This window comes from Dolichospermum sp. LEGE 00246, from assembly GCF_015207865.1.
GTDB classification, from domain to species: domain Bacteria; phylum Cyanobacteriota; class Cyanobacteriia; order Cyanobacteriales; family Nostocaceae; genus Dolichospermum; species Dolichospermum heterosporum.
Map to the genome: position 1 here is coordinate 1 of NZ_JADEWA010000439.1, position 4,558 is coordinate 4,558.

General features: G+C 39.2%; 3 protein-coding genes. All 3 read right to left on the reverse strand.

Annotation, left to right across the window (positions count from 1 at the left end; genetic code table 11):
- Positions 1 to 526: 526 nt before the first annotated feature.
- Positions 527 to 1,156: a methyltransferase domain-containing protein gene (locus tag IQ228_RS21675; protein ID WP_027402813.1), complete on the reverse strand. Its 630-nt coding sequence runs from the start codon at positions 1,154 to 1,156 to the stop codon at positions 527 to 529.
- A 166-nt stretch (positions 1,157 to 1,322) separates the two neighbouring features.
- A complete protein-coding gene (gene clpB / locus IQ228_RS21680; protein WP_027402812.1) occupies positions 1,323 to 3,941 on the reverse strand; it encodes an ATP-dependent chaperone ClpB in 2,619 nt (872 codons plus the stop codon).
- Between the two features lie 93 nt (positions 3,942 to 4,034).
- A complete protein-coding gene (gene gloA / locus IQ228_RS21685) occupies positions 4,035 to 4,427 on the reverse strand; it encodes a lactoylglutathione lyase (RefSeq protein WP_027402811.1) in 393 nt (130 codons plus the stop codon).
- Positions 4,428 to 4,558 lie beyond the last annotated feature (131 nt).

The following is a 4,558-nucleotide window of genomic DNA, read 5'->3' on the forward strand; positions in this document are numbered from 1 at the left end:
GTTGGGGGTGGGGTTCTTATATCTCACTCAACCGAGAACCACTATAACTTATCAAAAACCATTGAGAATAACTACAAAAACCATAAATAGAAAACTACTTAGATAGAAAATGACGCAATAATCAAAGTAAAATCCCTAAATGATCCATAACAATTACTCTTATACATATCATTCTATAAATCCTATAATCCTGGACATCCTGATTCAGACAATTATTCCCAAAGCATCAGATAACAATCCAGAAAAATACTCTCATCATCCATTCATAACCCATCACCAAAAAAAGATAATAAAGCTATTGACTTCTCATTTTAAATATGTTATCATGAACTTGATGAGGAAGAACTGCCTCACAAATAGATAACTTAACTCTCCGCGCCTCTGCGTCTCTGCGTGAGAAAAAATCATAGTGATGCAGCCCAAGCAGTAGGTTTCAAGAAAAAATCAGAATGGAACCGTCCCACCAAAAAGAAAACCGAGTAGATAGACAAGGATATTCTGATGATCTTAGAATGAGCGATCGCATTTATATTTTTTCTAAAATCAAAAAGTAATGATATGGGAAAGTAGGATCAACATATTCTTCCTTCACTATCAAACCAGCTTTAGCGACAGATTCCAAAAACCGCTTTTTGGGATATCCTTTCAATCCCAATTCCCAATAGTGTTGATCACAAAGTGGTGTTGTACTCCAAAATAGGGGAATTTTCCAGAGTAAATGTCTGGCTTTAAGCAAAAAGGAAGTTTTGATTTGTAATGACAGATATTGAGTAGTATTGGGAATAGAAATCACTAAATATTTCTTAGTAACTGCGGCGAGTTTTTGCAATGCTAATTCTGATTTCTCGTAGGGAAAATGTTCTAATACTTGAAACAGAACAATTGCATCAAACTTGTCTTGTGGTAGTGTAAAATCCGCTGTCAAATCCAAGATTATATCTGGCTTGAGATTGGGGTCAATATCCGCCGTAGTGACGTTATAGTTATTTTGTTTGAGTATTTCTGTAAACAAAGAATTAAAAATACCAATTTCTAGAACATTTTTAACTTGACTACCCAAGGAAAACAATAACCGCGACTGATGATGATAACTAATAAATCTTTCCTTGGAAAGATATTGCGAACCTGTAATTCCTAATGAAGAAATAAGTTCCATAGAAAGCCCCCTATTTACTAATGAAAATTCATTTAAAGTTTGGCGTTGGATAATGGCGGTATGAAAACCAAAAATTCCCTTTCTCAAACTCTTCGCGCCTCTGCGCCTCTGCGTGTTAGCAAAGCGGAGCAAAGCCTAACAAATTCATACTTTCATTCAGCAACGCCTAAACTTTTTTACTAAAACTTAACCCAGTTTCAGCCTTATCAATGATGATAGTATCACCAGAAACAAAAGTATTTTCCAGTAACTTCGTAGCCAGAGGATTTTCTACCTCGCGCTGAATTGAACGTTTTAATGGACGTGCGCCGTAAACTGGGTCATAACCAGCCTCCACAAGATGATCACAAGCGGCTTGGGATATTTCAAAAGAGATTTTTTGTTCTTTGAGCAGATTTTCCACCCGTTTGAGTTGAATACGGATAATATGCCCCATTTCTGCACGATTAAGGGCGTGGAATAGAATCAGATCATCTATGCGGTTGAGAAATTCGGGGCGGAAGTGACTTCGCAAACCTTCCATCACCTTATTTCGCATCAAATCATACTTGGAATCATCGCCAGCTACATCCAAAATATGTTCACTACCGATGTTGCTAGTCATGACTATGACAGTATTGCGAAAATCTACAGCCCGTCCTTGGGAATCCGTAACTCTACCATCATCTAAAACTTGTAGCAATATATTAAAGACATCGGGATGGGCTTTTTCCACCTCATCTAACAGCACCACCGAGTAAGGATGTCTGCGAATCGCTTCCGAAAGTTGTCCCCCTTCTTCATAACCAACGTATCCGGGAGGCGCACCCACAAGGCGGGAAACTGAGTGTTTTTCCATGTACTCGGACATATCTAAACGCACCAAAGCATCATCCGAATCAAAGAGAAACTGAGCTAAGGCGCGGGCGAGTTCGGTTTTACCCACGCCAGTTGGTCCCATAAACAAAAATGAACCAATAGGTCGCCCGGGGTCTTTCATTCCCGCACGGGCGCGACGAATCGCCGCAGAGACGGCGGAAACGGCTTCTTCTTGACCGATTACCCGTTCGTGTAAATGACTCTCTAATTTCAGTAATTTTTGTCTTTCTGATTCTAAAAGCCGATTTACGGGAATTCCTGTCCATTTTGCCACAATTTCGGCAATATCAGCTTCCGTCACTTGTTCGCGCAACAGAGTTGAACTTTGGGTTTGCATTTCTAAAAGTTTCGCTTCTTTAATTTCTCGTTCTCTTTGCACTCCCTCTAATTTACCATACTTGAGTTGAGCAGCTTTATTTAAATCATAGTCTCGCTCTGCTTGCTCAATTTGCACCCGCATTGCATCTTCTTCTTTTTTTAGCCCGCTAATAGCTTCTAATAACTGCTTTTCACCTTGCCATTGTTCGTTAAATATTTGCTGTTTGACTGTTAAAGTAGCAATTTCTTGTTGAATCCGTTCTAATCGTTCTCTTGTTGGGGAAATACTCTGTTCTTCTCCAGATAATGACAGCTTTTCCATTTCTAGCTGCATTAAACGCCGGTCAATGGTTTCTAATTCCGCAGGTTTGGATGTAATCTCCATTTTTAATTTCGCCGCGGCTTCATCAACTAAGTCTATCGCTTTGTCTGGTAAAAAGCGGTCAGCAATATATCGCGCTGATAAGGTTGCCGCAGCGACTAAAGCGGAATCGGAAATTTTAACATTATGATGCACTTCATAACGTTCTTTCAAACCTCGCAAAATCGAAATTGTATTTTCTACTGTTGGTTGATCTACATATACCTGTTGAAATCTTCTTTCTAATGCTGCATCTTTTTCAATAAATTTGCGATATTCATCTAAGGTAGTTGCCCCAATGCAACGCAATTCACCCCGCGCCAACATTGGCTTAAGTAAGTTTCCGGCATCCATTGAACCTTGTTGATTAGAACCAGCCCCGACAACGGTATGCAGTTCATCAATAAATAAAACTACTTGTCCATTTGATTCCGTAACTTCACGGAGGACATTTTTTAAGCGGTCTTCAAATTCACCTCTATATTTTGCTCCAGCAATCAAACTACCGATATCCAAAGAGATTAATTGGCGGTTCTTCAAAGATTCAGGAACGTCACCATTCACCATTCTTTGGGCTAATGCTTCAGCGATCGCAGTTTTGCCAACTCCCGGCTCACCAATTAACACAGGGTTATTTTTGCTACGTCGAGACAATACCTGAATTACTCGGCGAATTTCATCATCTCTACCAATCACAGGATCTAATTTTCCCGCTTTTGCTTGTTCTGTCAAATCTCGTCCAAATCTTTTTAAAGCTTCATCGGGTGCTTCTGCTTCTACCTTTGGTGATGCTTTAATTTTGGGAGTAGCGCGAACAGATTTAACCCCAAGTTCTACTTGAGCAATATCTATATTTAAGCTTTTAAATAACCGTCTACCAACACGTTCATCATTACCAAACGCTAAAATTATATGCCCTTCTGAGATTTCCTCCTCTCTCATTTTGGCTCTAATTTCATCGGCTTTATCTAAAAGTAAATCTAAATTCCGCCCCAGGTAAAGTTGATCACTTTTACCAACCTTGGGTTGACGTTGGGTAAAAGCCTCTAGTTGTTGTTTGAATCGCACAGAATCAACTTCTGCACGGGTGAGAATGGCTGTAGCTAGGCTTGTGGGTTCTTCTAAAAGGGCGAGAATTAAATGTTCAACTTCTAATTGTTGTTGTTTATAAGCACGAACCACGTCTTGGGATTTTGTTACCGCTTCCCAGGCTGTATCAGTAAATTTATCAGGATCTGTAGGCTGCATTTGTAAAATTTTAGATTTTAGACTTGTAATTTAAGTTTAGGGGGGGAATTGGGTAATGGGTAAAGAAGTTCTCTTCTTACCCTCTACCCTAAATCATTCTGGAGTTTTTAACTGAATCAATTCAACCTTATAACCATCTGGGTCTTCCACAAAAGCAATTACGGTTGAACCATGTTTCATTGGGCCTGGTTCTCGGACTACCTTACCACCCAGTTTCCCAATAGTCTCACAGGTAGCGTAAATATCATGCACACCCAAAGCGATATGACCATAGGCACTACCTAAATCATACTTTTCTACGCCCCAGTTGTGGGTGAGTTCTAAAACGGAATGATCACTTTCTTCTCCATAACCGACAAAAGCCAGGGTAAATTCTCCCGCTGGATAATCTTTACGTCGGAGTAACTTCATTCCCAATACATCACAGTAAAATGTTAAGGACTCTTCTAAATTACCGACGCGAAGCATTGTGTGTAGTAATCGCATATTTAACCTTTATTCAATTCTTATATTTTATATCTGATAGGGAATTTTCACGATATTTGCGTTTAATTATGCTTTTAATTGCTCAATTGTTGATAATTCTATCTTAACTAATTTCAGCAAGAGATTGTGAT

Excerpts from the sequence above, each read along its gene's own strand:
- clpB (WP_027402812.1), bottom strand. The coding sequence starts at position 3,941 with ATGCAGCCTACAGATCCTGATAAATTTACTGATACAGCCTGGGAAGCG.
- gloA (WP_027402811.1), bottom strand. The coding sequence starts at position 4,427 with ATGCGATTACTACACACAATGCTTCGCGTCGGTAATTTAGAAGAGTCC.
- IQ228_RS21675 (WP_027402813.1), bottom strand. The coding sequence starts at position 1,156 with ATGGAACTTATTTCTTCATTAGGAATTACAGGTTCGCAATATCTTTCC.